This is a genomic window from Georgenia sunbinii, assembly GCF_036421875.1.
GTDB classification, from domain to species: domain Bacteria; phylum Actinomycetota; class Actinomycetes; order Actinomycetales; family Actinomycetaceae; genus Georgenia_B; species Georgenia_B sunbinii.
On record NZ_JAZGOL010000001.1, the window covers coordinates 339,303 to 364,731 of the forward strand.

At 71.7% G+C, this 25,429-nt stretch carries 26 protein-coding genes; 17 read left to right on the plus strand and 9 right to left on the minus strand.

Annotated elements, in window-relative coordinates; genetic code table 11:
- Positions 1 to 167: 167 nt before the first annotated feature.
- Entirely contained in the window at positions 168 to 1,571 is a 1,404-nt protein-coding gene (gene aztD / locus V2J52_RS01635) for a zinc metallochaperone AztD (RefSeq protein ID WP_331225913.1), read from the plus strand.
- The gene (locus tag V2J52_RS01640) at positions 1,561 to 2,451 is read left to right on the plus strand and encodes a metal ABC transporter substrate-binding protein (protein WP_331225914.1); all 891 of its coding nucleotides are present in this window, start codon (positions 1,561 to 1,563) and stop codon (positions 2,449 to 2,451) included. The genes aztD and V2J52_RS01640 overlap by 11 nt, the downstream gene beginning before the upstream one ends.
- Before the next feature lie 70 nt (positions 2,452 to 2,521).
- On the opposite strand, the gene V2J52_RS01645 is transcribed toward V2J52_RS01640, so the two are convergent.
- The 3 genes from V2J52_RS01645 to V2J52_RS01655 are packed head-to-tail and all read right to left on the minus strand — an operon-like array spanning position 2,522 to position 4,732.
- Entirely contained in the window at positions 2,522 to 3,199 is a 678-nt protein-coding gene (locus V2J52_RS01645) for a GntR family transcriptional regulator (protein ID WP_331225915.1), read from the minus strand.
- Complete coding sequence (locus V2J52_RS01650; protein ID WP_331225916.1) at positions 3,186 to 3,926, minus strand: maleate cis-trans isomerase family protein; 741 nt, start codon at positions 3,924 to 3,926, stop codon at positions 3,186 to 3,188. Before V2J52_RS01650 ends, V2J52_RS01645 begins: the two co-directional genes overlap by 14 nt.
- Positions 3,923 to 4,732: a maleate cis-trans isomerase family protein gene (locus tag V2J52_RS01655; RefSeq protein WP_331225917.1), complete on the minus strand. Its 810-nt coding sequence runs from the start codon at positions 4,730 to 4,732 to the stop codon at positions 3,923 to 3,925. Before V2J52_RS01655 ends, V2J52_RS01650 begins: the two co-directional genes overlap by 4 nt.
- A gap of 139 nt (positions 4,733 to 4,871) precedes the next feature.
- Between V2J52_RS01655 and V2J52_RS01660 the strand changes: the two genes are divergently transcribed.
- Positions 4,872 to 5,792, plus strand: a complete 921-nt coding sequence (locus V2J52_RS01660; protein ID WP_491062159.1) for a D-2-hydroxyacid dehydrogenase — start codon at positions 4,872 to 4,874, stop codon at positions 5,790 to 5,792.
- Positions 5,793 to 5,794: 2 nt separating this feature from the next.
- Positions 5,795 to 7,162 (plus strand): amidase, encoded by a 1,368-nt coding sequence (locus V2J52_RS01665; protein WP_331225919.1) that lies wholly within the window; start codon positions 5,795 to 5,797, stop codon positions 7,160 to 7,162.
- A gap of 47 nt (positions 7,163 to 7,209) precedes the next feature.
- Here the strand turns inward: V2J52_RS01665 and V2J52_RS01670 are convergent, their stop codons facing one another.
- Both V2J52_RS01670 and V2J52_RS01675 read right to left on the minus strand, forming a co-directional pair.
- The gene (locus V2J52_RS01670; protein WP_331225920.1) at positions 7,210 to 7,704 is read right to left on the minus strand and encodes a DUF3830 family protein; all 495 of its coding nucleotides are present in this window, start codon (positions 7,702 to 7,704) and stop codon (positions 7,210 to 7,212) included.
- Positions 7,705 to 7,722: 18 nt separating this feature from the next.
- A complete protein-coding gene (locus tag V2J52_RS01675; RefSeq protein ID WP_331225921.1) occupies positions 7,723 to 8,964 on the minus strand; it encodes an aspartate aminotransferase family protein in 1,242 nt (413 codons plus the stop codon).
- Between the two features lie 73 nt (positions 8,965 to 9,037).
- Between V2J52_RS01675 and V2J52_RS01680 the strand changes: the two genes are divergently transcribed.
- Complete coding sequence (locus V2J52_RS01680; protein WP_331225922.1) at positions 9,038 to 10,486, plus strand: NAD-dependent succinate-semialdehyde dehydrogenase; 1,449 nt, start codon at positions 9,038 to 9,040, stop codon at positions 10,484 to 10,486.
- Positions 10,487 to 10,605: 119 nt separating this feature from the next.
- On the opposite strand, the gene V2J52_RS01685 is transcribed toward V2J52_RS01680, so the two are convergent.
- Positions 10,606 to 11,439: a LysR family transcriptional regulator gene (locus V2J52_RS01685; RefSeq protein ID WP_331225923.1), complete on the minus strand. Its 834-nt coding sequence runs from the start codon at positions 11,437 to 11,439 to the stop codon at positions 10,606 to 10,608.
- A 70-nt stretch (positions 11,440 to 11,509) separates the two neighbouring features.
- Here V2J52_RS01685 and V2J52_RS01690 point away from each other — a divergent pair, with 70 nt between their 5' ends.
- Positions 11,510 to 12,835, plus strand: a complete 1,326-nt coding sequence (locus V2J52_RS01690; RefSeq protein WP_331225924.1) for an FAD-binding oxidoreductase — start codon at positions 11,510 to 11,512, stop codon at positions 12,833 to 12,835.
- Positions 12,836 to 12,909: 74 nt separating this feature from the next.
- On the opposite strand, the gene V2J52_RS01695 is transcribed toward V2J52_RS01690, so the two are convergent.
- Positions 12,910 to 13,911: a helix-turn-helix transcriptional regulator gene (locus V2J52_RS01695; RefSeq protein WP_331225925.1), complete on the minus strand. Its 1,002-nt coding sequence runs from the start codon at positions 13,909 to 13,911 to the stop codon at positions 12,910 to 12,912.
- A 92-nt stretch (positions 13,912 to 14,003) separates the two neighbouring features.
- Here V2J52_RS01695 and V2J52_RS01700 point away from each other — a divergent pair, with 92 nt between their 5' ends.
- The 9 genes from V2J52_RS01700 (at position 14,004) to V2J52_RS01740 (ending at position 21,292) form a co-directional block, all read left to right on the plus strand.
- The gene (locus tag V2J52_RS01700; protein WP_331225926.1) at positions 14,004 to 14,744 is read left to right on the plus strand and encodes an alpha/beta fold hydrolase; all 741 of its coding nucleotides are present in this window, start codon (positions 14,004 to 14,006) and stop codon (positions 14,742 to 14,744) included.
- A 356-nt stretch (positions 14,745 to 15,100) separates the two neighbouring features.
- A complete protein-coding gene (locus V2J52_RS01705) occupies positions 15,101 to 15,388 on the plus strand; it encodes a type II toxin-antitoxin system ParD family antitoxin (RefSeq protein WP_331225927.1) in 288 nt (95 codons plus the stop codon).
- Between the two features lie 719 nt (positions 15,389 to 16,107).
- Positions 16,108 to 16,434, plus strand: coding sequence for a thiamine-binding protein (locus V2J52_RS01710; protein ID WP_331225928.1), 327 nt, complete (start codon positions 16,108 to 16,110; stop codon positions 16,432 to 16,434).
- Between the two features lie 64 nt (positions 16,435 to 16,498).
- Positions 16,499 to 17,017 (plus strand): nucleoside deaminase, encoded by a 519-nt coding sequence (locus V2J52_RS01715; RefSeq protein ID WP_331225929.1) that lies wholly within the window; start codon positions 16,499 to 16,501, stop codon positions 17,015 to 17,017.
- 76 nt (positions 17,018 to 17,093) lie between these two features.
- Positions 17,094 to 18,665, plus strand: coding sequence for a sodium-dependent transporter (locus tag V2J52_RS01720; protein ID WP_331225930.1), 1,572 nt, complete (start codon positions 17,094 to 17,096; stop codon positions 18,663 to 18,665).
- Positions 18,662 to 18,823, plus strand: coding sequence for a methionine/alanine import family NSS transporter small subunit (locus V2J52_RS01725; RefSeq protein ID WP_331225931.1), 162 nt, complete (start codon positions 18,662 to 18,664; stop codon positions 18,821 to 18,823). The genes V2J52_RS01720 and V2J52_RS01725 overlap by 4 nt, the downstream gene beginning before the upstream one ends.
- 21 nt (positions 18,824 to 18,844) lie before the next feature.
- Positions 18,845 to 19,582 carry an alpha/beta fold hydrolase gene (locus V2J52_RS01730; protein WP_331225932.1) on the plus strand — a complete coding sequence of 246 codons (738 nt, stop codon included), beginning with the start codon at positions 18,845 to 18,847 and terminating at the stop codon, positions 19,580 to 19,582.
- Entirely contained in the window at positions 19,579 to 20,280 is a 702-nt protein-coding gene (locus tag V2J52_RS01735) for an esterase/lipase family protein (protein WP_331225933.1), read from the plus strand. Before V2J52_RS01730 ends, V2J52_RS01735 begins: the two co-directional genes overlap by 4 nt.
- An 88-nt stretch (positions 20,281 to 20,368) precedes the next feature.
- Entirely contained in the window at positions 20,369 to 21,292 is a 924-nt protein-coding gene (locus V2J52_RS01740) for a DUF368 domain-containing protein (RefSeq protein ID WP_331225934.1), read from the plus strand.
- Between the two features lie 11 nt (positions 21,293 to 21,303).
- On the opposite strand, the gene V2J52_RS01745 is transcribed toward V2J52_RS01740, so the two are convergent.
- Positions 21,304 to 22,035 carry an ABC transporter permease gene (locus V2J52_RS01745; protein WP_331225935.1) on the minus strand — a complete coding sequence of 244 codons (732 nt, stop codon included), beginning with the start codon at positions 22,033 to 22,035 and terminating at the stop codon, positions 21,304 to 21,306.
- Positions 22,032 to 22,799, minus strand: coding sequence for an ABC transporter ATP-binding protein (locus V2J52_RS01750; RefSeq protein ID WP_331225936.1), 768 nt, complete (start codon positions 22,797 to 22,799; stop codon positions 22,032 to 22,034). The genes V2J52_RS01745 and V2J52_RS01750 overlap by 4 nt, the downstream gene beginning before the upstream one ends.
- 309 nt (positions 22,800 to 23,108) lie before the next feature.
- Between V2J52_RS01750 and mgtE the strand changes: the two genes are divergently transcribed.
- Both mgtE and V2J52_RS01760 read left to right on the plus strand, forming a co-directional pair.
- Positions 23,109 to 24,446: a magnesium transporter gene (mgtE, locus tag V2J52_RS01755; RefSeq protein ID WP_331225937.1), complete on the plus strand. Its 1,338-nt coding sequence runs from the start codon at positions 23,109 to 23,111 to the stop codon at positions 24,444 to 24,446.
- Positions 24,447 to 24,581: 135 nt separating this feature from the next.
- A complete protein-coding gene (locus tag V2J52_RS01760; RefSeq protein WP_491062160.1) occupies positions 24,582 to 25,421 on the plus strand; it encodes an aldo/keto reductase in 840 nt (279 codons plus the stop codon).
- Positions 25,422 to 25,429 lie beyond the last annotated feature (8 nt).

Here is a 25,429-nt window from a genome sequence, read left to right on the forward strand (position 1 = left end):
CGGTGTTGCGCCGCGCGCTGCCGGACGCCGGGGGAGCGCCGTACCGCTTGATGAGAATGAGTCGCGTTCCTGTTAGTGTCGTGCCGCCCGCCACACCGGCGGACCTTCGCGACACCGACCGAAAGGAAAGGGTCGACCGTGACCGACACGGCCAGGCCCGACGTCCCATGCGACCCACCACCACCCGTTCACGTCCCGCGGCACTCGCCGTCACCACCGCGTTGCTCGTCGCCCTCGCCGGCTGCGGGACCGCCACCGAGCCCGGCGCGGCGACCGCCGAGCCGACCACCCCTTCCGGCACCGAGGCTGGGGAGCCCCAGGTCGCCGAGGCGGCCGCCGTCACGCCGCGCCTCGCCATCACCTACGACGGCGGCATCCAGGTGCTCGACGCCACCACCCTCGAGGTGGTCGAGGACATCGAGCTCGCCGGCTTCAACCGGCTCAGCGCCGCCGGCGACGGACGCCACCTCATGGTCTCGACGGCCGGCGGCTTCCAGGTGCTCGACGCCGGCGCCTGGGCCGAGCCGCACGGCGACCACTCGCACTACTACACCTCCGTCCCGGCCCTCACCGACACGGTGTTCGCCGCCGAGGCCCCCGGGCACGTTGTCGTCCACGAGGGGCGTACCGCACTGTTCGACGACGGGACCGGCGAGGTTGTCGTCCTCGACGCCGCGGACGTGGCCACCGCGGACGTGGCCACCGCGGGCGTGCCGGTTCGCGAGCACACCACGCCCTCGCCGCACCACGGGGTCGCCGTGGAGCTCACCGACGGCACGCTCGTCGTCTCCGAGGGGGACGAGGACGGCCGGACCGGTGTCCGTGCCATCGCCGAGTCCGGTGAGGAGACCGCCAGCAGCGACGAGTGCCCCGGGCTGCACGGCGAGGCAGTCGCCGCGGGGGAGTCGGTGCTCTTCGGCTGCGAGGACGGCGCGCTGCTCTACCAGGACGGCGTCATCACCAAGGTGAGCAGCCCGGACGACTACGGCCGGATCGGCAACCAGTCGGGTACCGAGGGCTCCACGGTGGTGCTTGGTGACTACAAAACGGACCCGGACGCCGAGCTCGAGCGGCCCACCCGCGTCTCGCTGGTCGACACCGCGACCGCCGAGCTCACGCTCGTCGACCTGCCGGCGAGCTACTCGTTCCGCTCCCTCGCCCGCGGTGAGTCCGGCGAAGCCCTCGTGCTCGGCACCGACGGCCAGGTCCACGTCATCGATCCGGCGACCGGCGAGCTGACGACCTCCATCCCGGTCATCGACGCGTGGGAGGAGCCGCTGGAGTGGCAGCGCCCCCGGCCGACGATCAGCATGCTCGCCGGCTCGGCGTACGTCACCGACCCGGCGACCCGGTCGATCCACGCGGTGGACATCGAGACCGGACAGGTCTGGAACTCCGCGCAGCTCGACGTCGAGCCGAACGAGCTCGCCGGGGTGACCGGCGACGTCCCGGCCGCCGGCCACGCCGCGGGGCAGGACGAGCACGCGCACGACGGCGAGCACGGGCATGACCACGACGACGCGCACGACGGCGAGCACGGGCATGACCACGAGGACGGCCATGGCCACTGAGACCACGAGGTCCGTGCGGTTCCTCGCACTGCTCGCACTGCCGGCGTTGGTCGCCTGCAGCGCCGGCGCCGTCGAGGAGTCCGGTGACACCGAGGTGCTCGCCTCGTTCTACCCGCTGCAGTACGTCGTCGAGCAGGTCGGTGGCGACCGGGTCAGCGTCACCAACCTGACGCCGCCCGGGGCGGACCCGCACTCCCTCGAGCTCTCGCCGCGGCAGGTCGACGACATCGGATCGGCCGATCTCGTCGTCTATCTCGCCGGCCTCCAGGCGGCGACCGACGACGCGGTGGCCACCGCCCCGCCCGAGTATCTCGTCGACACCGCGGCGGCCGCGGGTCTCACCGGCGACCCGGACGAGGCGCGGACCCTCGACCCGCACTTCTGGCTGGACCCGACGCGGTTGGCCGACGTCGGGCAGCAGGTCGCCGAGGCGCTCTCGGCGGCCGACGCCGAGCACGCACAGACCTACCGGCAGAACGCCGCCACGCTGGAGGCCGAGCTCGACGCGCTCGACCGGGAGTACGCCGACGGGCTGGCCCACTGCGCCGGTGCGACGCTCGTGGTGTCCCACGAGGCGTTCGGCTACCTGGCCGATCGGTACGACCTCGTCCAGGTGGGGATCTCCGGGCTCAACCCCGAGGCGGAGCCCTCGCCCGCCCGGCTGCGGGAAGTGGCGGAAGTCGTGGCGGCGGCAGACGTCCGGACACTGTTCTTCGAGGTCCTGACCAGCCCGAAGGTCACCCAGACGCTGGCCGACGACCTCGGCGTCGCCACCGCCGTCCTCGACCCCGTCGAGGGCCAGACCGACCCGGACGCCGACTACGTCGACGTCATGCGCGCCAACCTGGCAGCGCTCGGCGAGGGGCTCGTCTGCGGGTGACCGGCCGGTAGCCGGCGGCGTGCTGGATCCGCGGTGAGCCGGGGGTCCAGCGCGCCGCCGGGGTGCCGTGTCAGCCGGCCGCCACTGCCGAGCGCTTCGCGACGAGCCGCTCGACGGCGTCGTCGAGGTGGTCCTGCAGCAGCTTCTTCGCGCGGCCGGGCGGCTCGCGGCGGATCGCGTCGCGCAGCTCGTCGTGCTCCCGGACCTGGGCACCCAGGTCCGGGTAGGTGGTCTCCAGCTCGCCGAGGCACATCCGGGTCTCTACCAGCAGCGTGCGCATCGCGCGGATCAGCCGCGGGCTCTGCGAGCACTCGACGAGCACCTCGTGGAACTCCTGGTCGGCGTCGGAGACCGCCGGCCCGTCCCCTCGCTCGGCCGCCGCGCGCATCGCCCGCACGCTCGGCCCGAGGGCGTCGTAAGCATCCTCGCGGCCGTCGGCGACGACGATCTCCAGCGCGCCACGCTCGATCACCGACCGGGTGCGGTAGACATCGATCATGTCGCTGAGCGTCAGCTCGCTGACGAACACCCCGCGGTTGGCGATGGCGTGGAGGATCCCCTCGGAGACGAGCCGCTGCATCGCCTCGCGCAGCGGGCCGCGGGAGACCTCGAAACGCTCGGCGAGGTCCGCCTCGCCGAGCTGGGTCCCCGGCGCGAGGTGCCCGGCAAGGATCGCGGCACGCAGCTCGTCGGCGATGTGCTCGACCGTGGACTTGCGCTGGGTCGGCCTGAGGTCACTGGTGGGCATGGTTCGGCCTCCGCGAGAAGAGAGCCCCGAGCCGGGGCTCGGCGGGCTGCGCGCCGGCGAGGCGCAGGCCCTGCCAGACGGTCACCTGGTTGGCGGTGAGCACCGGCTTGCCGAGCCGGGCCTCGAGCCCGGGGATGACGTCCAAGGTCCGCATCGCGGTGTCCGGCACCAGCAGCGCCTCCGCGTCGCGGTGGTCGTGAGCGGAGGCGAGGTCGGTCACCTCGTCCGCGGTGAGCGTGCCGACCTCGGCGGCGGTGTCGATCCCGGCGCTGGCCATCGCGACCACCTCGACGCCGGCGGCAGCGAGGTAGTCGACGAACAGCGCGGCGACGTCGTCGGGGTAGCTCGCCGCGACGGCCACCCGGCGTGACCCGAGCTCGGCGAGCGCGGCGACGAACGCGAGGCTGGTGCTCGACGCCGGCACGCCGGCGACCGCCGACAGCTGGTCCACCTGGCGCTGCGCCCCCGCCGGGCCGTAGACGAAGCTGCCCGACGTGCACGCCCACATGACCGACTGCGGCCGGTGGGCGGCAAGCTCCGCGGCGCCGCCGGCGAGCCGCTCCGGGCTGCCGAGGTCGAGCAGCTCGGGCACCGCGTGCAGGTCGGTGCCGTAGACGTGGACGACCGGCAGCCGGACGCCGAGCAGCTCGGCGGCGGCCAGGTACTCGTCCTCGGCGGCGTGGTCGGGGTAGATCATCCCGGCCGTCACGGTGGGTGGGGTGGTCATGCGGTACGTGTCTCCTCGGAGCCGTTGTTGGGGATCTCGGGTATCGCCGGCGGGGTGACATCCTCCTGGAACACGCCCCGCAGCCAACGGCCGGGGCCGACCATCGGCAACCCCATCCGGCCCAGGCACGCCCAGACCGTCAGCTGGTTGGCGGTGAGCACCGGCTTGCCGAGCTGACGCTCCAGCGGGGCGATGATGTCGTACGTCGGCAGGTTGGTGCACGAGACGAAGATCGCCTCGGACCGGGGGTCGTCCGCGGCGACGATGAGCTCGGCGACCGTGCGGTAGTTGACCCGCCAGATGCCGCCGCCGAGACCGAGGTAGTGAGACCGCAGCACGGAGACGCCAAGCTCGTCGAGGAAGGCGACGAGCCGCTCGGTCAGCGGCGCGTCGTACGGGGTGATGACCGAGATCCGGCTCAGCCCCAGCTCGCGGACCGCCTCCACCAGCGCGCCCGAGGTGGTCACCGCGGCCGGCGCCCCGGCCCGCAGGATCTCGTCGCGCAGCTGCGCCTCGTAGGCCAGCCCGTGGATGAAGCTGCCCGAGGTGCACAGGTAGGCGACCACCTCCGGCTCGACGCCGAGCACGTCACGGGTCGCGGACCGCAGGTGCCGGGCCTCGGACACCAGCTCGGCCATCGCCAGGCTCACCGGCACCGGCTCGTACGGGGTGCGGGCGAGGTGGAAGCTCACCTCCAGCGGCGCCCAGCGCCACAGCTCACGCTCAAGGGCCAGGTCGAACGGCGCGATGATACCGATACCTCGCTGGGCGAGCGGGCCCTCGAACTCCACGCCAGTCAGCTCCACTCGCGGGCCTCACCTTCGCGCTGCCAGGCGGATTGCCAGATTGTTGACAATCTAAGGTTCTCGCTTCTACGTTGTCAACGTGCCCAACCAGCCGGTCGTCGTCGTGCTCCACGACGGACGTCTGCCGCCGGCCGGGCCGATGGCGCCGGTGGTCGCGCGCGCCGAGGTCCGGCCCACCGAGGCGGCCGGACTGGCAGCCGCGCTCGACGGCGCCGACGTGGTGTTCGCCTACGACTTCCTCAGCACCGCCGTCGCCGACAGCTGGCACGCCGCCGGCTCGGTGCGGTGGGTCCACGTCGCGGCGGCCGGGGTCGACGCGCTCCTGTCACCGGAGGTCCGGGGGAGCGACGTCGTCGTCACGAACTCCCGCGGGGTGTTCGACGGGGCGATCGCGGAGTACGTGCTCGCGCAGGTGCTGTCCTTCGCCAATGACCTGCCCGGCTCGCTGCGCCTGCAGCAGGAGCACCGGTGGGTGCACCGCGAGTCGCTGCGGGTGGCCGGCAGCCGGGCGCTGGTGGTCGGCACCGGACCGATCGGCCGCGCCGTCGCCCGGCTGCTGCGGGCGGTCGGCGTCGAGGTGCACGGCGCCGGGCGGCGGGCACGCACGGACGATCCGGACTTCGCCAGCGTCACCGACACCGCGGGGCTGCCCGCCGCGCTCGGCCTGGCGGACTGGGTGGTGTCCGTGCCGCCGCTCACCGACACCACTCGTGGCATGTTCGACGCCGCCGCGTTCGCCGCGATGGCACCGGGCGCCTACTTCGTCAACGTCGGCCGCGGCGAGCTCGTGCGCACCGACGACCTCGTCGCCGCGCTGCGCGGCGGGCAGATCGCCGGCGCCGCGGTGGACGTCGTCGACCCGGAGCCGCTGCCCGCCGGCCACCCGCTGTGGGACCTGCCGAACGCCGTGGTTACCCCGCACAGCTCGGGCGACTTCATCGGCTGGCGCGACGCGCTCGTCACGCTGTTCGCGGAGAACTTCCAGCGCTGGTGCGACGGCCAGGAGCTGCGCAACGTCGTCGACAAGTCCCTGGGATACGTGCCGAGCAACCGGAGCTGACCATGAACCCCACCGAGATGACCGCCGTCGAGCTGGTGTCCGCCTACCGCGCCGGGCAGCTGTCACCGGTCGAGGCGACCACCGCGGTTCTCGACCGCATCGAGGAGGCCGACGGCGAGCTCAACGCGTTCTGCCTCGTCGACCGGGAGAGCGCGCTGGCCCAGGCGGCGGAGTCCGAGGAGCGGTGGCGCAACGACCACCCCAAGGGGCTGCTCGACGGCGTGCCGGTGTCGATCAAGGACATCTTCCTCACACGGGGCTGGCCGACCCGGCGCGGGTCCCAAGCGGTCGACCCCGACCAGCCGTGGGAGGTCGACTCCCCGGTCGCCGCCCGGCTGCGCGCCGACGGGATGGTGTTCGTCGGCAAGACCACCACCCCGGAGCTCGCCTGGAAGGCGGTCACCGACAGCCCGCTCACCGGCGTCACCCGCAACCCAGTGGATCCGCGGAAGACCGCCGGTGGCTCGTCCGGGGGAGCCGCGGCGGCGGTGGCGGCAGGCATGGGTCCGTGCGCGGTCGGCACCGACGGTGGCGGCAGCGTGCGGATCCCCGCCTCGTTCTGCGGCATCGTCGGCTTCAAGCCCACCCACGGCCGGATCCCGATGTTCCCAGCGAGCCCGTTCGGGCCGCTCGCGCACGCCGGGCCGATGACCCGCACGGTCGAGGACGCCGCGCTGCTGATGGACATCCTCTCGCTGCCCGACCACCGCGACCCGACCCAGCTCGCCCCGCCGCGGCTGACCTTCCGCGGTGAGTTCAACCGGGAGGTCGCCGGGATGCCGGTGGCCTACTCCCGCGACCTCGGCTACGTCACGGTCGACGAGGAGGTCGGGCGGATCGTCGACGACGTCGTGGCGAAGATCGACGCCGCCGGGCTGCCGGTCACCGCGGTCGACCCCGGGTTCCACGACCCACGGGAGGCCTTCGAGCAGCTGTGGGCCGCCGGCGCGGCGACCCTGCTGCGGACCATGCCCGGCGCCCGGGAGACCATCGACCCCGGCCTGGGCCGGGTGTGGGACCACGGCGAGTCGCTCAGCGCGGTCGACTACCTCCAGGCCCGGGCGGTGGCCGCCGAGCTTGGCATCACCATGGGTGCCTTCCACGAGGTCCACAACGTGCTCATCACACCGGCGGTCCCGATCCCGGCGTTCGAGGCCGGTCACGACGTGCCACCGGGCAGCGGGATGGACAGCTGGGCGCAGTGGGCGTCCTTCTCCTACCCGTTCAACATGACCCAGCAGCCGGCGATCAGCGTGCCGGTCGGCACCACCGCCGCCGGGCTGCCGGTCGGCCTGCAGATCGTGGGCCCGCGCCACTCCGACGACCTCGTGCTCGCCGTGGCACGGTTCGTCGAGTGGCTGCTGGCGTGAGGCGGCAGCCCGATCGGCGCTGCTGACGCGGCGGCGTCGGTGGCCGGTCAGGCCCGGGCGAAGGCCAGCCGCTCGCCGGCGAAGCCGCGGCGCCACACGTCATTGCAGGCCTCGGCGATCTCCGCCAGCCCTTCCTCGATGGTGGCGAACACGCTGCCCGGCACCCAGCCGACGTCGCCGTTGATGAGCAGGTTGTTGCGGTCATAGAAGATCGCCAGGTCGGTAGCGCCGTGCTCGGCGTAGGCGGCGGAGCCGGGCTCGTAGCCGAAGGCCGGGTTGCCGATCTCCCACGCCTCGAAGTCGAACAGGCACACGTCGCCGGGGATCGGGGTCACCGTGGGGTTCTCCCGGCGGGGAGCGGCGGTGATCCGGGGCAGCAGCGTATACACCTCGTTGCGCGCGAACTTGGCGTGGAACGCGTCGCCGGCCAGCGGCAGCGCGTCCCACACCGCCTGGCTGGTCGCCGGCGCCTCCTGGTCGAGCAGCCGCGCGCGGCAGGACACCCCGCGGCTCTCGAGGGTGATGGTCAGGTAGCGGGCCACAGCGGTTCCCTTCGGGGTTCAGACCTCGGCGAGGACATCGGCCCAGATCGCCAGGCCCTCGTCGATCTCCTCGGCGGTGATGACCAGCGGCGGGATCATCCGCACGACGTTCATGTAGGCGCCGCAGGTGAGCATGAGCATCCCGCGGCGGGCAGCGGCTTGCTGGGCGGCCTGTGCGCGCGCGGTGTCCGGTGCGCCGTCGGCGGTGACGAACTCGCTGCCCACCATCAGCCCGAGCCCGCGGACGTCCCCGACGGCGTCGGTGGCCAGCTCGCGGGCGCCGGCGAGCAGCTGGGCACCCCGGTCGGCCGCGTTGTCCACGAGCCCCTCCTCGGCGATGACGTCGAGGGTGGCGACGGCGGCCGCGCAGGCCACCGCGTTGGCGCCGTAGGTGCCGCCCTGCGAGCCCGGCCAGGCCCGGCCCATGAGCTCAGCGGATGCCGCCAGGCCGGAGATCGGGAAGCCCGAGGCGATCCCCTTGGCGAAGGTGATGACGTCCGGCCGGACGTCGAAGTGCTCGTGGCCGAACCAGCGCCCGGTGCGGCCGAAGCCGGTCTGGATCTCGTCCATCACCAGCAGGATGCCGTGGGCGTCGGCCCGTTCGCGCAGGCCCCGGAAGAACTCGGCGTTGCCGGGGATGTAGCCGCCCTCGCCCAGCACCGGCTCGACGATGAACGCGGCGGTCTCCTGGGGCGACGTGACGGTGGCGAAGAGGTAGTCCAGCTCGCGCAGCGCGAAGGTCGTGGCCTCCTCCTCGCTCCAGCCGTAGCGATAGGCGGTGGGGAACGGCGCGATGTGGACGCCGCCCATGAGCGGGCTGAAGCCGGCCGAGAAGCGGGTGCCTGAGGTGGTCATCGACGCGGCCGCCACGGTCCGGCCGTGGAACCCGCCGTGGAATACGACGACGTTGGGCCGGCCGGTGGCCTGCCGGGTCAGTCGCAGCGCCGCCTCGACCGCCTCGCTGCCGGAGTTGGCGAAGAACAGCGAGTCCAGTCCCGGTGGCAGCACGGTGCCGAGCCGCTCGACGAGCTCGAGAAGGGGCCGGTGCATGACGGTCGTGTACTGGCCGTGGATGAGGGAGGCGACCTGCTCCTGCGCGGCGGCGACCACCCGCGGGTGGCAGTGGCCCGTGCTGGTGACGCCGATCCCGGCGGTGAAGTCGAGGTAGCTGCGGCCATCGGCGTCGAACAGGCGGCTTCCCCGGCCATGGTCGACGATGACCGGGGTGGCCTGGAGGAGTCTGGGGGACAGGGCGACCATGAGGACCTCCCACATTGGTTGTCGGATTGTTGACAATACTTCTACGATGGCGGAAACGGCAAGGAGGCACACCATGCAGGAGACCGACGCGATCAAGTCCGTCCCGAGCGGGCTGTTCATCGGTGGGCAGTGGCGCGCCACCCGGCGCACCATGCCGGTGGAGGACCCGTCGACCGGACAGGCGCTGTGCGAGGTGGCCGACGCCGACCCCGACGAGGCGGCCGCCGCGCTGGACGCCGCGGTGGCGGCGCAGCCGGCGTGGGCCGCGACCGCGCCGCGGGAGCGCAGCGAGATCCTCTCGCGGGCCTACGACCTCATACTTGAGCACGCCGACCGGCTCGCGCTCATCATGACCCTGGAGATGGGCAAGCCGCTGGCCGAGGCGCGCGGCGAGGTCACCTATGCGGCGGAGTTCTTCCGCTGGTTCGCCGAGGAGGCGGTGCGCATCGACGGCGGCTTCATGAGGGCGCCCGCTGGCAATGCCCGCTTCCTCGTCACCCGGCAGCCGGTGGGGCCGTGCATCCTCATCACGCCGTGGAACTTCCCGATGGCGATGGGCACCCGCAAGATCGGCCCGGCGCTGGCCGCCGGGTGCACCTCCGTCATCAAGCCGGCGTCGCAGACACCGCTGTCCACGCTGGCGCTGGTCGACATCCTCGTGCAGGCCGGCCTGCCCGACGGCGTCGTCAACGTCGTGACGACGAGCCGCACCGACGACGTCATGACCCCGCTCATCCTCGACCCCCGCTCACGCAAGCTGTCGTTCACCGGGTCCACGCCGGTGGGCAAGCACCTGCTCGAGCTGGCCGCGAAGACCGTCATGCGCACCTCGATGGAGCTCGGCGGCAACGCGCCGTTCCTCGTCTTCGACGACGCCGACCTCGACGCCGCGGTCGACGGCGCGATGCAGGCCAAGATGCGCAACATCGGGCAGGCGTGCACCGCCGCCAACCGCATCCTCGTCCACCGCTCCGTCGCGCGGGAGTTCGCCGAGCGGCTGACCCGGAGGATGGCGGAGCTGCCGATGGGTCGAGGGGTGGACGACGGCGTCGTCGTCGGCCCGCTCATCAACCAGGCCGCGGTGGACAAGGTCCGTGAGCTCGTCGGCGACGCCGTCGAGCGTGGGGCCTCGGTGCAGCTCGGAGGTCGGCCGGTTGACCGGCCCGGATACTTCTACCCAGCGACGGTGCTCACCGGGGTCTCGCCGGAGGCGGAGATGGGTAGCACGGAGATCTTCGGCCCCGTCGCGGCGATCACCGAGTTCGACACCGAGGAGGAGGCCGTGGCGCTGGCCAACGACACCCCGTTCGGGCTGGTCTCCTACGTGTTCACCCGTGATCTCGCGCGCGGGGTCCGGGTGTGCGAGGGGCTGGAGGCCGGCATGGTCGGCCTCAACCAGGGCGTGGTCTCCAACCCGGCGGCCCCCTTCGGCGGCATCAAGGAGTCCGGGCTCGGCCGGGAGGGCGGTTTCACCGGCATCGACGAGTTCCTCGAGGTCAAGTACGTGGGGATCAGCGTCTGAGCTGGCCGGGTCCGGTGAGGCGGGGGAGTCGTGAGTCCCGGTTGGCCCCCTTATGTCGGCGCAGACGCAGAGCGTCTCCCAACAGTCGTTGTACGCAGTTGGCTGAGCAACCCTGTATGTCAGCGTGCTGCCGCGGCGAGCGCGGCGACCCGCGCGGTGCGGTGACCGCGTCGCCAGCAGAGTACCCAGCGGACCGGCGGTGAGCCTGCGTCGAAGGGCACCATGGTCAAGGATGGGCGGGCGAAGTAGTCGGTGGCGTGCGCCGCCAGCGGACATACGCCATCGCCCGCAGCAATCAGCGCCAAGAGTTCGAGCAGCGTCGCGGCGGTGCGGTCGGGCTCACGGCGGTACGGAGCCGCCCGGCGCCCGGCCCGGTACACGGTTTCGCCGTCGAGATCAGCGAGGCTGACCGCGTCCGTCTTGGCCAAGCGGTGTTGGCGGCTCATCGCGAGCACCATCGGTTCGGTGTGCACGGTCGGGCCTTCCTCAAGACCCTCCTCATCGACCGGGGCGTTGGTGACTGTCACATCGACTTCGCCCGATCGGAGCAGGTCGAGAGGATCGGTGAAGCCGGTCTCGCGGAACGCCAGTTCCACGCCGGGAGTGCTTGCCCGAAAGCGCGCGAAGACCGTCGCTGCTAGCTCGGCTACTGCCGGCGCCTCAAGCCCGACGGTCAGTGTGCCCTCGATGCCGCGGCCCGCAGCAGTCGCGGTAGCAACCCCACGCTCAATCTGATCGTGGCCGGCGCGGACGTCCGCGTGCAACGCCGCGCCTACCGCGGAGAGTGTGACCCGGCGGCTGGTGCGGTCGAACAAGGTCACGCCGAAGCGGCGCTCGAGCTTGGCGATCGTCTGGCTCACGCGCGCCTGCGAGACGAGCAGACGCTCGGCGGTGCGGCCGAAGTGGAGCTCCTCGGCGAGCGTCAAGAAGATCTCGATCTCCCGTCTTTCCATAACCCTGAGGTTATCAGTCGATGCTCACATCGTCGTTGTTCCCTCGGGCTCTCCGGGGGAGGCTGGATACATGACTGATTACCTCTCCGCCACGGATGCCAGCTACGACATCGAGCGCTGGGGCTACAACCTCGCGGTCGAGCACAAGCCCGAGGTGGTCGTCCCGGCGGTGACCGTCGAGGATGTCGTCGCCGCGGTCCGCTACGCCCCCGGACGTGGCCTAGGCGTTGCTGTGATGGCTACCGGGCACGGGCCGTCCCGTCCCGCGGACGGCCAGCTGTTAGTCACTACTTCGCGGATGGACGGCATCACCATTGACCCTGCTACGCGCACCGCGCGAGTTGAGGCCGGCGTGCGCGGCTGGGCGCTGGTGCGAGCCGCCGCTGCGCACGGCCTGGCCCCGCTGACCGGTTCCTCACCCGAGGTGGGTGTGGTCTCCTACCACCTCGGGGGCGGCCTGGGCATCCTCGGCCGCAGCCTCGGCTGGGCCGTCGACCACGTGCACGCCATCGAGGTCGTCACCGCCGACGGTGTCGTGCGCCGCGCCACCACGACCGCGGAACCCGACCTGTTCTGGGCGCTGCGCGGTGGCGGCCGGGGCGCGCTGGGCGTGGTCGTCGCCCTTGAGATCGGACTGCACCCGATCACCCGGCTCTACGGCGGGGGCATGTACTTCGCGACCGACACCGTCAGTCGGGTGCTCAAGACCTGGGCGAAGTGGACCCGCACGGTTCCTGAGGAGATGGCCTCCTCGGTCCTGCTGATAAGGATGCCCGACCTCCCGGCACTGCCCGACGCGCTGCGTGGCCGGTACGTCGCGCACATCCGATTCGCGTTCACAGGATCGACTGCCGACGGCGAGCGACTAGTCGAACCCTTCCGGACACTGAGCCCCGTCACCGACACCGTCGCTGAGATGTCCTACGCCGAGGTCGGAACGATCCACGCCGAACCCACCACACCTGTGCCATTCCACGCCCGCAACCGCGTGCTGCACACGCTCGACGAGGCGGCCGTCCACGAGCTGCTCCGCCACGCCGGCCCAGACGCGGACGCGCCGTATCTGGTGGAGCTGCGACACACCGGCGGGGCGCTCGGTAGGCCCGGCGCAGAACCCAGCGCGCTCGGCCGACGCGACGGCGAGTTCGTGCTGTACGCCGGAGCGGCCGCCGAGCCCACTGAGCTGCCCGCCCTGCACGCCGCCTACGACCGGCTGTTCGACGCGATGGTTCCCTGGGCGACCGGTGGTGTCTGCGTCAGCTTCCTGTCCGGCCCCGACGTGACTGTCGACGAGCTAGCCAGCGGGTACCGGCGAAGCGATGTGAACAGGCTCGCCGAGATCAAGCGTGCTGTCGACCCAAACAACCTGTTCTGCGTCCACCACGGACAACCCTGAATCCCACATTGCCTCGTTCTGCATCGCATCTCCGCGACCGTCCCGTAGAGATCCCTTCTCGGGATGACCCACGGTCACCGCGGCGAGGGCGGATGGAACGGCGTGGTGCCGGCGACGGTGCCGCGCACTGCGCTGACCCGGAGGCGGTCGGACAGGGCGAGGACCTCGTCGCGCAGGGCGTCCGGGGTGATCACCTCGAAGTCCCAGCCGAGCCCGGCCAGCATGCAGGCCATGCCGTCGAGGCGCTCGGCGCGCGTCTCGAGGAGCACACCATCGACGTGCTCGCTCAGCCGTCCCGCGCTCCGGGGGAGGCGCTCGTCCGCTTGCGCAAGGGTGGTCCGCAGCACGACGGAGACCTCGTGCGACCACCCGACCGCTGCGATGCCGGACACGACCTGCGTCCTGGCGTCGAAGTCAGCGGGCACGACGTAGGAGCTGTCGCGCTGATCGACTGAGGCGATCCGGTCCAAGCGGAAGGTCCGCACGTCGTCACGGCCGTGGTCGTGTCCGGTGACGTACCACCGGCCGGAGTGGAAGACCAAGCCGTAGATGTCGAGCCCACGCTGCGACTCCCGGCCGTCCCAGGCGGTGTACGCGAACACGACGGTGCGCCGCGCTTGCGCGGCCGAGGCGAGACCGAGCAGCGTGTCGGCGCCGGCGGGAGCGGTGGCACGCACCGAGGTCGTGAACTGTGCGCTCGACAGCAGGCTGTCGAGCCGCTGGCCCAGGGTCTGCGGCAGTACACGCGACACCTTGGCCAGCGCGCTCGCCGTCGCTGCGTGGGCGGTGGTGGCGAGCCCCGCGCGTTCCGCGGCCTTGAGGCCCAGGACGACGGCGACGGCCTCGTCGTCGGTGAGCATGAGCGGCGGCAGCTTGTAGCCCGGAGAGAGCCGGTATCCGCCGTACCTGCCCCGCTGCGCCTGGACGGGGATACCGAGGTCGGCGAGGTGCTCGGCATAGCGCCGGACGGTGCGTTCGTCGACCCCAAGCCGATCAGCGAGGTCGCCAACCGTGCGCTGCCCGCCCGTCTGGAGCAGCTCCAGCATGGCTAGCACGCGAGCGGTCGGGCGGGTCACGACGCTCCTCGGCGCTGCTTGGAAAGAGAACTGGGATGCAGACTCGATATACCGGGCGGAGCCTGTCCGCAATCCAGTCTAGCGTCGTCGCCATGAACACCACCACCTACGTCCTCGTCCCCGGCTTCTGGCTCGGCGCCTGGGTCTGGCGCCCCGTCGCAGACGCGCTGAGAGAGCGCGGCCACATCGTGCACGCCGTCGATCTCTCAGGCATGGGCGAGCGCGCCCACCTCGCCTCGCCCGAAACCGACCTGACGACCCACATCGACGACGTCGTGCATCTGCTCGAGCAGCAGGACCTGCACGACGTCGTCCTCGTCGGCCACAGCTACGGCGCCCTCGTGACGACCGGTGCGGCGGACCGCGTGCCTGAGCGCGTGGCGCGCCTGGTCTACATCGACACCGGACCCCTGCCGGACGGCATGGCACAGGCCGACTTCGAGGGACCCGACGCGCGTGCGGCCAACGACAATCTGGTCATGACACACGGCCAGGGCTGGAAGCTCCCGCCGCCGGCCTGGGCCGCACTCGCCGCCGAGGTGCCCGACGTCGACGACACCGCCGTCGCCGCGCTGGTCGAAGGCTCGCAGCCGCAGCCCTGGCTTACCGCCACCCAGCCGGTCGCGCTCACCGGCGCCTGGGAGCGGCTGCCACGGACGGGCGTGCTGTGCAGCTTCAGCCGTGAACAACTGCGGCAGATGGCACCACACGCACCGGTGTTCGCGCACATGGTCGACGGCGACTGGACGTACGTCGAGCTTCCGACGTGGCACTGGCCGATGATTAGCCGACCGGCGGAACTCGCCACGGTGATGGAGTCGGTCAGCCGCTAGGCGCTCGCGCCCAGACGCGCGCTCATGCCGATCCGGGTCGCGGCAGGCGTGGCGATCGCCCCCATTCGCCGGCGCGGTCCGCGCTATTCCCGTCAGGGATCCGCTATCGGATGAGCCGTACACCATCCCGTTGCGGGCCGGACTGGCTGTTGCGGACCTGCTGGAGGAGCGTCTTGCTAGGTGACCCCGAGTCATTGACAGCAGTTCCCGTCGCCGGCTGTCCGCGCCGACGTCCCGGCGGGACGCTGGCGTCTCACCGCTTCTGCATGACTCTCAGCGGTCGCTTGAGGTTCGGCTGGCGACGATCCGCGCGAGTGACCAAGCGATGGCATAAACTGCCAACGGAGGTGGTCGCCATGGCGACGAGAAACGTTGTTCTGAGTCAGCATCAGCACGAGCTCGTTGAGTCGCTGGTCAAGTCTGGCCGCTATCAGAATGCCAGTGAGGTGCTGCGCGAGGGGCTCCGCCTCTTGGAGCGCGAGCAAGCCGAAGAGGCAGCCAAGGTTGCCGTCCTGCGCCAAGCCGCCGAGCAGGGCTGGTTGGATCTCGCGTCGGGGCGGTTCGATGACGTCGATGGCGAGTCCCTCGACGACTTCGTCGGGCAGCTTGGCCGCCGCGCGGCGGAGACTCAGTCAGCGGGCTGATGTGCGGTATCGCCTGACCCATTCCGCCCAGGCCGACATCGTCTCGATTCTCGCATGGTCGCACGACAGGTTCGGGGAGGAAGCGCGCAGGCGCTACGAGGCACTGATCGCCGCAGCCATTCGAGACGTGGCCACGTGCGGTGACAAGGTGGGGCGGGTGCTACGCCCTGAGCTGGGTGACGGAGTGTTCTCCTGGCATCTGGCGCAGAGTCGCACTCGCTCGCCCGGTGGAAACGTCCACCGTCCGCGGCACTTCCTGATCTGCCGATGTGACGGTGACGTCCTGGTCGTCGGTCGGGTCCTCCACGACGCAATCGAGCTACGACGGCACCTCGATCCCCAGCAGCCCTGGGAGTAGTCGCCGCACGCCGATCTCGCTACGGCGAACTCTGGAGGTTCGGGCCACGTAGATGCGAATAGGCGGTCGGTGCCCTTCGAGCGTACTCCAGTCCGCGAGCCGGTGGTTCACCGCTCGCCAGACGACCCGGTCGTTCAGCGTGATAGCGGGCCCCCGTCGGCAACGACGTCTACGCCGCGCACCATGCCGACGTGGCCGGCGATGGCACCGGCGTGCGGACTGATCCATGCGGCCGGGGCCGGTGGCCACCACGTGGGGCAGCGGTCGGCAGCTTGCACGGCGGACAAGGCCTGCACGCGAAGGCGCGGGGAGCGTCAACAGCCCCCGCCACATAACTGCTCAGCAGCCGTAGGCTGGCGGCATGCTCTTCGCGTTCTCCGTCGCCCCGACCACCTCCGACGCGCCCGACGGCTCGGTGTCCCGCGCGGTCGCCGACGCCGTGCGCGTCGTCCGCGACTCCGGCCTGTCCTACGAGACGACCTCGATGTTCACCACCGTGGAGGGGGAGTGGGACGAGGTCATGCCGGTGATCAAGGCCGCCTGCGACGCGGTGGCCGCCACCTCGCCGCGGGTGAGCCTCGTGCTCAAGGCCGACCTACGGCCGGGCTGGCAGCACCAGCTCGAGGCGAAGGCCGCCCGGGTGGCCGAACACCTCGACGTGCCACCAGGGTCGCTGCGCGGCGAGTAGCCCGCCCGCCCCCGGATCGGGCAAACCCATTGCCAGCGCTCCGGCAGCCAGCGACACTCGGACGATGACCCACCCGTCACCGCAACCAGCCGGCGCCGCCGGGCCGCCGCCGGCGGAGGAGGACATCCGCTGGCTCGAGATCGCCGTCGAGCGCGCCAGGCGCAACGTCGCCGAGGGCGGCGGGCCGTTCGCGGCCGTCGTCGTCGAGGACGGCCGGGTGCTGGGTGAGGGGACCAACCGCGTCACCCGGGACAACGACCCCACGGCGCACGGAGAGGTCTGTGCGATCCGCGCGGCCGCGACCGCCCGCGGTGACTTCCGGCTGCACGGCACGGTGCTGTACACCTCCTGCGAGCCGTGCCCGCTGTGCCTGGCCGCAGCGCTGTGGGCGCGGGTCGACCGGGTGGTGTTCGCCGCCGACCGGCACGCCGCGGCACGCGCCGGCTTCGACGACCGCGCCTTCCACGACCTGTTCGTCCCACGCGAGAGCGGCTGGCCGATGGCGGTCACCCGGCGTGAGGTGCCGGGGATGGACGCCCCGTTCGACGACTGGCTGGCACACGACAGCCGCGTGTCGTACTGAATCTGCCCTGGTGCTGCCGCGCGGTGTGAGTACAGTGTCCCAACTGTGACGTGCACCACGTGCGATTGGGGACAGCATGGCAACGGCGGCAGCGCAGCAGGTCCAGCCTCGTGAGCAGTGGACGGGGCAGCTCGGGTTCCTGCTCTCGGCGATCGGCTCGGCCATCGGGCTGGGCAACATCTGGCGGTTTCCTGCGGTGGCCTACGAGAACGGCGGTGGTGCCTTTCTCATCCCGTACCTGGTCGCGCTGCTGACCGCAGGGATCCCGATCCTGCTGCTCGACTACTCCCTCGGCCACCGGATGCGGGGATCCGCGCCTGCGGTGTTCCGCCGGCTGGGGAAGAAGTTCGAGCCGCTCGGCTGGTTCCAGGTCGCCATCGCGTTCGTCATCGCGACGTACTACACGGTCATCATCGTGTGGGCGGTCCGCTACGTCGGCTTCTCCATCACGCTGGCGTGGGGCGACGACCCCGGCGGATTCTTCACCGGCGACTTCCTGCAGGACGCCGGCCCCACGCTGACCACCGACATCGTCGGCGGCATCTTCTGGCCGATGCTCATCCTGTGGATCATCACGCTGGTGATCCTCGCCCTCGGCGTCGCCCGCGGCATCGAGCGGGCCAACAAGATCTTCCTGCCGCTGCTGGTCGTGCTGTTCATCATCCTCGTGGTCCGGGCGCTGTTCCTGCCCGGCGCGATGGACGGGCTCAACGAGTTCTTCACGCCGAACTGGGAGGCGCTGGGCGACCCCGGGGTGTGGATCGCGGCCTACAGCCAGATCTTCTTCTCGCTGTCCATCGCGTTCGGCATCATGCTCACCTACTCGAGCTACCTGCGCCGCCGCTCCAACCTCGTGCCGGTGTCCTACGTGGCCGCGTTCGCGAACTCCTCCTTCGAGATGCTCGCCGGTATTGGCGTGTTCGCCACCCTCGGCTTCATGGCCTTCCAGCAGGGGATCGGCGTCGGCGAGCTCGAGGGGATCTCCGGGGTGGTGCTGAGCTTCATCACGTTCCCGCAGATCATCTCGATGATGCCCGGCGGCGCGATCTTCGGGGTGCTGTTCTTCGGCTCGCTCACGCTGGCCGGGTTCACCTCGCTGCTGTCGATCCTGCAGGTGGTCTCCGCGGCGTTCCAGGAGAAGTTCGGCCTCACCCGGGTCCAGGTGTCGGTCCTCATCGGCGGGCTGTGTGCGGTCATCTCGCTGGCGCTGTTCTCCACCACCTCGTCACTGGCGATGCTCGACACCGTCGACAAGTACACCAACGAGGTCGGCGTCGTGACCTCGGCGATCCTCATGTGCCTCATCGTCGGCCTCGGGCTGCGCAAGCTGCCCGAGTTGCAGGCCCACCTCAACTCCGTCTCCACCGCCCACGTCGGCACCTGGTGGCGGGTGCTTGTCGGCGCCGTCGTCCCGATCGCGCTGATCTACATGCTCATCACCTCCGTGATGGGGCTGTTCGAGGAGCCCTACAGCGGCTACCCGTGGAACTTCGTCAACACCGTCGGCTGGGGGGTGGTCGGTGCGATGATCCTCGCCGCGCTGGTGTACACCGTCGTCCCGTGGCGCCGGCCGGTCGACGACTTCACCCCCGACCCCATCCCCGGCTTCGTCACCCGGTCACGACGTGAGAAGGCAGGCCCCCGATGACCCCCGTCGCCATCACCATGATGATCATCGCCATCGTCGTCGTCTGGGGCGGCCTGGCCGTCGCCGTCGTCTTCCTCATGAAGCACCAGGTCGACGACGACCCCGACGCCCAGACGCTCGGTGGCGGCAAGCCCGTCCGGGGTGCGCCCAAGCAGTGAGTCGCCCAGTACGCTCGCCGGGTGCAGCAGACCGGCGAGCTCCGTCTCGGTGACCACGTCCTCATCGTCACCGACCTCGCCACCGCGCCGCAGCCGGTGTTCCTTCTCGTTCACGGGATCGGGATGGGCCGCGAGGCCTACTCCGAGTTCGTCGAGGAGCTGGGCGGCCGCGGCCGAGTGCTTGCCGTCGACCTGCCCGGCTTCGGTGACTCGCCGACGCCCGACCGCTCGCTGTCCATCACCGGGATGGCGGACCTCGTCGCGGAGCTGCTCCAGCACCGCGGCACCGGGCCGGTCGTCGCCGTCGGGCACTCGATGGGCACCCAGGTGGTCGCCGAGCTCGCGGTGCGCCACCCTGACCTGGTCTCCCACCTCGTGCTCATCGGCCCGACGGTCAACGCCGGCGAGCGCACCGCCGGCTGGCAGGTACTCCGGTTGCTGCAGGACATGCTCGGCGAGCACCCGCGGGTCATCGGCCGGGGGCTGTGGCTCTACGCGAAGACCGGGCCGGCGTGGTTCGTGCGCAAGTTCCGCACCATGATGGACCACCGGATCGAGGACATCCTGCCCGACGTCGCGGTGCCCACCCTCGTCATGCGCGGCGCGCACGACCGGGTGTGCCCCGAGCCGTGGGTGCGCAGCGTGACCGACGCCGTCCCGGGCGCGCGAATGGTGCAGATCCCGGGCAAGACCCACGAGACGATGATCCGCTCGGCCGAGCCGGTGGCCGAGGTGGTCGCCCGGTTCGCGCACCCGTGACGGCGGCCGCGACGGCCTGGTGGTGGCTGCTCGACTACGCCTGGGCGGTCATCGGCCTGCTCCGCGGCGTCCTGCGCCGCACCCCGCCCGCGCGCTACGACGACGGCGACGACGCACTGCCGACCGCGGTACTCATCCCCGGCGTGTACGAGCGCTGGGCCTTCCTCGCGCCGCTGGCGGACGCGCTGAACGACCGCGGCCACCGGATCCTCACCGTGCCGGCGCTCGGTGCCAACCGGCTGCCGGTGCTCGGCGGCGCACGTCACGTCCGCGAGGCCGTCGACGCCGACCGCGCGCACCGGTACGTCCTCGTGGGGCACAGCAAGGGCGGACTCATCGGCAAGGCGGTGCTGACCGAGGACGACGACGGCGGTGAGGTCCTCGGCCTGGTGGCGCTGGCCACGCCGTTCTCCGGCTCCCGGTACGCGCGTTTCCTGCCCGGCCGGACGCTGCGGGGACTGTCCCCGCGCGACGCGACGATCCGGGCGCTCACCGACCGGGCCGACGTCAACGGCCGCGTGGTCTCGCTGCTACCGGACTTCGACCCGCACGTCCCGGGGGAGCGGGCGCTCGAGGGGGCCACGATCGTGCGGCTGCCCGACGCCGGACACTTCCGCACCGTCGGCCGGCCAGCGACCGCAGACGCGGTGGCCCGGGCGATCGCCGCGCTCAGCGCGCCGCCGTCGGCGTCCGGCTGAGCCGACCCGCGGCTGGGTCGTGTCCGCCGAGCCGCACGGCATGTAGCACGATGGGATCTCACGTCCCCGCCGAGAGGTCCCGCCCGTCGTGCTGCCTGCCCTGTTCAACGCCCTGCGGGGCGCCCTCATCGGTGTCGTCGAGGTCATCCCGGGGGTGAGCGGCGGGACGGTGGCACTCATCATCGGTATCTATGAGGACCTCATCGACTCCGCCGGTCACCTGGCTCGCGGCGTGGTGCGAGCGGTTCTCGACGTTCCGCGCGGCCGTGGTGCGGGCGCCGCGCTGGGCCACCTGCGGCAGGTGAAGTGGCGGGTGGTGCTCCCCGCCGGGATCGGCATGCTCGGCGCCGTCGTCGCCGCGGCGGCGGTGCTCAGCCCGCTCCTCGAGGAGCACCCGGTGGCGACCCGGGCGCTGTTCACCGGGCTCATCGCCGCCTCCATCGCGGTGCCGGTCCGGATGGTCGGACGCCGGTGGCGCGGCTCGGAGGTGGTGCTCGCGGTGGTCGCCGCGGTGGTGGCGTTCGTCCTCACCGGGCTGCCGCGGCTGGAGTCCGCGGATCCGGCACTGCCGCTCGTCGCGCTGGCGGCCGCCGTCGCGGTCTGCGCGCTCGTCGTCCCGGGCCTCTCCGGCTCGTTCCTGCTGCTCGTGCTCGGTCTCTACGCCCCGACGCTGGCGGCGGTCAACGACCGTGACCTCGTCTACCTCGGCGTGTTCGTCCTGGGCGCCGTCCTCGGCCTCGGCGCCTTCGTCTCCGCGCTGCAGTGGCTGCTCGCCGAGCGTCGCGGCCCGACCCTCGCGGTGATGACCGGCCTGATGGCCGGCTCGCTGCGGGCGCTGTGGCCGTGGCAGACCGAGGACGGCACCGCGCTGGCGCCGACGGGTGACCTGACGGTGCCCATCACCATGGTCGTCGTCGGGCTCGTCGTTGTCGTGGCGATGCTCGTCGCGGAGTCCGCCGTGGCGAGCCGGGCGACCCGGACGGCTGCCGAGCCGGACACCATCGGCGTCTGACGTGCCGGCAGTCAGGGCGTGCGCCGCCGCAGCGTCGCCGCGCCGAGGACCAGGGCGGCCACGATGAACGCGACGATCACCCCGACCGCCCCGCGGACCTCGGCCAGGCCGGCACCGGCCGCCAGGTCTTGCAGCGCCGACATGCCGTAGGTCAGCGGCAGCACCCGGGAGATGGCCTCGAGGACCGCCGGCATGTCCTCCCGCGGCATGATCAGGCCGCAGGTGATCAGCTGCGGGAAGATCACCAGCGGCATCATCTGCACCGCCTGGAACTCGCTGCGGGCGACGGCGGAGGCGGCCAGGCCCAGCGCCGCGCCGAGGATGGCGTCGAGCACTGCCACCAGCCCGACCACCCACAGCTCGCCGGCGACGTCCATCCCGAGCACGACGACGGCGAAGCCCACGAGCACGAGCGCCTGCAGGGTGGCGAGCACCCCGAAGGCCAGCGCGTACCCGATGACGAAGTCGCCCTTGCCGATCGGCGTGGTCATCAGCCGTTCGAGGGTGCCGGACTGCCGCTCGCGCAGCGTGGTCACGCTGGTGACGAGGAACATCACGATGAGCGGGAAGAGCCCGACGAGGAGCGGCCCGAACCGGTTGAGCACGGTGGTCCCGTCGAACATCCAGGCGATGAGCCACAGCAGCAGGCAGGGCAGGATCACGAGGATCGCGATCGTGCGCGGGTCGTGGCGCACCTGGCGCATCACCCGCCGGGTGGTGGCGAGGGTCAGCCCGGGGCTCATCGTGGCTCCCGACGTGCGTGGCGACCGGCCGGCCGGTCGTGGTCCTCGACGAGGACGAGGAAGGCCTGCTCGACGTCGCGGGTCCCGGTCCGTTCTAGCAGTTCGGCGGTGGTGGCATCGGCCAGCAGCCGGCCGCGGCGCATGAGCAGCAGCCGGTCGCACTGGACGGCTTCGTCCATGACGTGGCTGGAGACCAGCAGCGTGGTGCCGGTCGCCGCGATCGACCGGAACAGCCGCCACAGGTCCCGGCGCAGCACCGGGTCGAGGCCGACGGTCGGCTCGTCCAGGACGAGCAGCCGCGGCGAGCCGAGCAGCGCGACGGCCAGCGATGCCCGGGAGCGCTCCCCGCCGGAGAGCACCGCGACCCGCCGGCCGGCGATCGCGGTGAGGTCGACCGCGTCGAGCATCCGTTCGACGTCGCTGGCCGGGGCACCGAGCAGGCGTGCGAAGTACTCGAGGTTCTGCGCGACGGTGAGGTCGGCGTAGACGCTGGGTGCCTGGGTGACGTAACCGACCTCCCGACGCAGCGTCGGGTGCCCGGCCGGTCTTCCCAGCACCTCCACCGTGCCGCTCACCCGGTCCTGGACGCCGACGACGGCGCGCATCACGGTGGTCTTGCCGCTCCCGCTGGGGCCGAGCAGCCCGACGAGCTGGCCCGCCGGGACCTCGACGTCGAGCCCGTCGACGACGACGACGCCGCGCCGCCCGCCCCGCACGACCCGTAGGTCGCGGAGGCGCAGGGCCGGATCCGCCGTTGCCACCATGGCTGGATTGTCCTCCTGGTTGCCCTCGATGTCGCGAGGGCCACGTGCCGGCCCTACCGACGGGCCGATCGGGTGCGGGTACGATGGGCGTCGGCGCAGCTCGTCGGGGGCCGCCCGGATCCGGGGAGGTGGTTGTCGTGGACGAGTCCGCGAGTCGATCCCCCCACGTCCTTGGTGCTGCCCCTCGCGCCGGAGCTCACTGACACGGACGTCTCACAGGTGTGGCCCGCGTCCGGGCGGTCGGCCGGACGATCTTTTGAGCGGTGACGGTCCGGTGGACCGCGGTCGCGTGTTGTCCCGGAGCGTGTCATGAGCGAGTCAGTCCTCGAGGCCCTGCGCCTGTCCCTCGACGCCGATGATCTCGGCGCCGCCGCCGAGCTGCTTGCCGATGTGGCCCCGCAGGAGGTCGCGGCGATGCTCAACCACCTGCCGCACGAGCAACCGGCGGTCGCCTTCCGGCTGCTCGCCAAGAGCCAGGCGCTCGAGGCGTTCGAGAGTCTTGACAGGGCCGCGAAGCGCGAGCTCGTCACCCGGCTCGGCGAGCGCGAGGTGCGGGACGTGTTCGCCGCGCTCGACCCTGACGACCGCGTCGAGCTGCTGGACGAGCTGCCCGCCTCGGTCGCCTCCACCCTCCTGCGGGCAGTGCCCGAGAAAGCCCGCGGTGCGATGAACGTCGTCCTGGGCTACCCACGAGGCTCCATCGGACGCCGGATGAGCCCCGAGTTCGTCCACGTCCGCCCCGAGGACACCCTCGAAACCGCGCTCGCCCGCGTCAGGGCACGCGGCGAGGAGTCGGAGACGATCTACACGGTGCCGGTCGCCGACGAGTCGCGCCGCCTCGCGGGGGTCGTCAGCCTGCGCGACCTGTTCCTGCCGCCGGGGACCGACATCGTCGCCGACCACATGGTGCGCCCGATGTTCGCCTACGCCGACGACGACGCCGAGGAGGTCGCGCGGCGCTGCGTCGAGCGCGGGGTGCTCGCCTTCCCGATCCTCGACCGGGAGGACCGCCTCGTCGGTCTGCTGACCATCGACGACGCGAGCCGGATCGTCGCCGAGGCCCGCGACGAGGACGCCGCCCGGGCCGGCGCGGCCGAGCCGTTGCGCCGCCCCTACCTGCTGACGCCGGTGCGGACCATCACCCGGTCGCGGGTCGTCTGGCTGCTCGTCCTCGGGGTCTCCGCGATCCTCACCGTCAACGTGCTCGAGCTGTTCGAGGCGACCCTGGAGCAACGGGTCGCGCTGGCGCTGTTCATCCCGCTGCTCACCGGGATCGGCGGGAACACCGGCTCGCAGGCAGCGACCACGGTGACCCGGGCGCTGGCGATGGGCGAGACCCGGCCGCGCGACGTCGGCAAGGTGGCGTTCAAGGAGCTGCGCACCGGTCTGCTGCTCGGCGCGATCCTCGGCACGGTGGGCTGGGTGGTGGCGAGCCTGGTGTACGACCCGGGGATCGGCGTCGTCATCGGGGCCACCCTGGTGAGCGTGTGCACGCTCTCCGCGACGGTCGGCGGGACCATGCCGCTGCTCGCCAAGGCGGTACGGGTGGACCCGGCGGTGTTCTCCACCCCGTTCATCTCGACGTTCTGCGACGCGACCGGCCTCATCATCTACTTCTCGATCGCCCGCGCGGTGCTCGGTCTGTGAGCCGGCTCGGCGATGGACGCGACTGGAGCCACGCGACGGAACCGGAGACGATGTGAGGACCGACCGCACTACCGAAGGAGCCTCGTGACCCAGGTGAACGGCGTCCCGCTCGTGACGCTCAACAACGGCGTGACCATGCCGCAGCTCGGCCTGGGGGTGTTCCAGGTACCGCCTGAGGAGACCACCCGGGTGGTGAGCGACGCGCTCGCCGCCGGCTACCGGCACGTGGACACCGCCGCCCGGTACGACAACGAGGCCGCCGTCGGAGTCGCGGTGGCCGCCGCGACCGCCCCGGACGAGGTGTTCGTCGCCACCAAGCTCGCCAACCCCGACCAGGGCTACGAGTCCACGCTGGCGGCGTTCGACGCCTCGGCGGGCCGGCTCGGCCGCGACGTCGTCGACCTCTACCTCATCCACTGGCCGTGCCCCAAGCGCGGCGAGGCAGTCAACTCCTGGCGTGCGATGACCGAGCTGGTGGCGGCCGGCCGGATCCGCGCGATCGGCGTCTCGAACTTCCTGCCCCACCACCTCCAGCAGCTCCTCGACGCCAGCGACGTCGTCCCCGCGGTCAACCAGGTCGAGCTGCACCCTTACCTGCAGCAGCGCGAGCTGCGCGCCTTCCATGCCGAGCACGGCATCGTCACCGAGGCGTGGAGCCCCCTCGCCCAGGGCGCGGTGCTCGACGACCCGGTCATCACCGCGATCGCGCAGCGGCTCGGTCGTACCCCCGCCCAGGTGGTGCTGCGCTGGCACCTCCAGCTCGGCACCGTCGTCATCCCCAAGTCGGTCCAGCCGGCCCGGATGGCGCAGAACATCGACGTCTTCGACTTTGAGCTCACCGCGGCGGACATGGCCGCGATCGAGGGTCTCGACCGCGACGGCCGCACCGGGTTCCACCCCGACTCCTTCAACGGGTTCCCGGAGGACTTCGCCACCGCCACCCCGGCGAGCTGGACGCTGCCCGACCAGAAGTGACGCCTGCT